This is a genomic window from Bradyrhizobium sp. SHOUNA76 (assembly GCF_023006445.1).
Classification (GTDB): domain Bacteria; phylum Pseudomonadota; class Alphaproteobacteria; order Rhizobiales; family Xanthobacteraceae; genus Bradyrhizobium.
In genome coordinates this window covers 1-2,676 of the sequence record NZ_JALBHA010000685.1, presented here as the reverse complement: position 1 = coordinate 2,676, position 2,676 = coordinate 1, and the positions used below count along the sequence as shown (strand labels likewise).

The 2,676-nt window shown below is 65.3% G+C and carries 3 protein-coding genes and 1 pseudogene; 2 read left to right on the top strand and 2 right to left on the bottom strand.

The annotated features are described in order from the left end of the window. Positions 1-454, top strand: a pseudogene (locus MOV74_RS35620) (CDP-glucose 4,6-dehydratase); the annotation flags it as partial. Here the strand turns inward: MOV74_RS35620 and MOV74_RS35615 are convergent. Then, complete coding sequence (locus MOV74_RS35615; protein WP_246931870.1) at positions 455-1,345, bottom strand: phosphotransferase; 891 nt, start codon at positions 1,343-1,345, stop codon at positions 455-457. Continuing rightward, positions 1,335-2,288 (bottom strand): sulfotransferase, encoded by a 954-nt coding sequence (locus MOV74_RS35610; protein WP_246931867.1) that lies wholly within the window; start codon positions 2,286-2,288, stop codon positions 1,335-1,337. The genes MOV74_RS35615 and MOV74_RS35610 overlap by 11 nt, the downstream gene beginning before the upstream one ends. 166 nt (positions 2,289-2,454) lie before the next feature. Between MOV74_RS35610 and MOV74_RS35605 the strand changes: the two genes are divergently transcribed. Then, positions 2,455-2,676 (top strand): NAD-dependent epimerase/dehydratase family protein (locus tag MOV74_RS35605; protein WP_246931865.1); only part of this gene is annotated, 222 nt, incomplete at its 3' end.

Genomic DNA, 2,676 nt, shown 5'->3' with positions numbered 1-2,676 from the left:
GCCCGATGCGATGCAGGCCTTCCTGGCGGGCGAGGCGCTCCGCATCCGCAATCCCAATTCGGTGCGGCCCTGGCAGCACGCGCTCGACCCGGTGCTCGGCTATCTGTCGCTGGTCGAGCGATTGGCGAGCGATGAACGTTTCGTGGGCGGCTGGAATTTCGGACCAGACACCGCAAGCGAGGTGCCGGTCGGGACCGTGGTCGATCGCCTGATCGCGCTGTGGGGCGACGGCGCGCGGTGGACGGCCGACGCCGGCCCACATCCGCACGAAGCCGCCTATCTCCGGCTCGACTGCGCAAAGGCGCGGAGCGAACTCGGCTGGACACCACGGCTCGATCTTGCCCAGGGCCTACGGCTGACCGTCGAGTGGTACAAGGCGCTGCGCGAGGGCCGTGATCTGCGCAGGTTCTCGCTCGATCAGCTCGATCAGGTTGCTGGCGCCGTGCAGGCTTGATCAGCCCGGTAGATCGAGGATCTCGGCGATGCGGTCCTCCGCCGACAGCGCGTGCTTCAGGTGCTCGCCCGACAAGACAGCCAGATAGGATTTGAGCAGGACGACGAGCACGAGGATGGCGCGCTCGACCTTGGGCGAGAGGCCGGTTCGGCCGAAGGCGGCCCTTTGCAGGGACGGCCGGTTCTCCATGAAGGTCAGCCAATAGAGGTAGTCGTACCCGGCGATGCCGCGGAATGCGTCTTCCCAGTCGATGACGCGCGGTGCGGCTCCCTGGAGCATGATGTTCTTCGGTCCGAAATCGCCATGACAGAGCGCCTCGGGCAGATCCGCACGACGATCACCGAGCAGCGTGATCAGCCTGCGGACTTCGGCCGCGGTGGCCTGCTCCAGCAGACCACGGCTCGCAAGGGTCTTCAGAGCCACTGCGGCGGAAGCCAGATAGTGTTCGAACGAGGCAAGCCCATCCGGCCGCCAGTCCTTGAGCCGCTCACTGCATGCGTCTGCCATCGCAGCGGCATCAGCGGGCTCCATCGGGCCGGCCAGCGGCGTGAGCGCGGGCATCGTGAGGCAGAGCCGCACCGTTCCATCCGCGAGCGGGATCTCGAAACGGTCGAGCACGATCATGTTGCCGTAGAGCTGCTCGAGGATGTCGGCTTCCTTGGCGAGGCCGGCGCGCGCGCTCGCGCCCGGTAGATGCGTCTTCAGAAAGCGCTTTTCGCCGGCGAAATCCGCATCGTAGCAGGCACCGAGCGTGCCGCCGGACGCCGGCGTGACCGTGACGTTGCGGTCGAAGGATTTCAGATGCAGCCGCAGCGCGGGCAGGAGGCGCGCGCGATCGGCAGCGATGTCGGGGCGGTCGTCGGTTTCGAAGAACGCGATCTTACTCAGCACGATAGAGCGGGCTCAGATAGTCGATTCGGTCGTAGCCGAAATGATGGGCGAGGGCCGCGGTGCCCTGCGCGATCTGCCTGCGCTCCCCGTCCGAGAGCTCCTGGATCACGACCTGGTTGTAGTCCCTGGTGCTCTTGAGCACGGTTCCCCAGGGCGCGATGGAGTCCTTGATCTCGACGCCGTTCCAGCTCGGATAGAGCATGCTGTCCGCGAAGGGCACGCCGATGAATCCGGCCGCCTCGGTCATGAACTTGCGCTTGTCCTCCACGAGGTCCTCGTAACGGAAGATGCGCACGTTCTCCGGGTACATCCTGGCAAACATCTCGACCGTCGAGTGATAGATGTTCCAGGTGATCAGGTATTTGGTCAGCGGCTGCGGGAACGGGCGGCGCTTGGTGTCTCGGTAGGCCGAGAATGGATTGCGTACGATGTGCAGGATGCGGATGTTGGGAAAGTCGCGCACCATGCGATCGGCATCGATCCCGATGGCGGGGGAGTAGCCGACATGCACCATGCCGGGGCGCGGCTTGGTGTAATAATTCTCCCAGGCCGTGAAAGTCGAACGGAAGAAGGCTTCGATCACCTTGCGGCGCGGGATCGGCGCCTCGCCGCACAGCCGGACGAATTCGGCGACGCGCTTCTTTTCGTCCAACACGCAGTCCGCATCGCGGAACTTGGAGCCGTTGCGCTTGCGCAGGAAGGTCTTCAGTTCCTCGTCGATCATCTGCTCGTAGAGCTCGATCGCCGTCAGCCCCTCCGGGAATTCGGGATAGCGGTACTGGACGCGCTCGACCGAGGCCAGGAAGTCGTTGAAGTTGCGGTTTCCGAGCTGCGACTCGAAGGGATAGACGAGCAGGTCGGGATGGCCGTCGAAGTGACGATGGGTGACGTTGCCGCCGTGCTCGAAGCCCGCGGAAACCATGGCCAGCCTGAAGTCATTCATGCGTCTACCCCTGCGTCGTCGAACTCGATCCGGCCCCCCGTTTAGCCGCATGGGCCGGATAATCAAGTTCGGATCGCCCTTCAGCCGTGCCGGGAGGGGGCCGGGCAGGGGGAGTTGCCGAAGCGGGACATTGACGGCCCCGGGGTAGCTGATCTACCGGGGGTTTATGCGTGTTTTTGCCACCGGTGCGAGCGGTTTCCTGGGCTCCTATCTCGTTGCGGACCTCATGGCGCGGGGGCACGAGGTGGCCGTGCTGTTGCGGCCGGCAAGTTCCCATTGGCGCCTCGGGCAGCTTCATGACCGGCTGCACGTGATCCCGGGCAGCCTGGAGCACCCGGACGGGCTGCGCGCAGCACTGGGGGCGTTCGCGCCCGAGGCGGTCGTGCAC

Coding starts and splice junctions, on each gene's coding strand:
- MOV74_RS35610 (WP_246931867.1), bottom strand. CDS start 2,288: ATGAATGACTTCAGGCTGGCCATGGTTTCCGCGGGCTTCGAGCACGGC.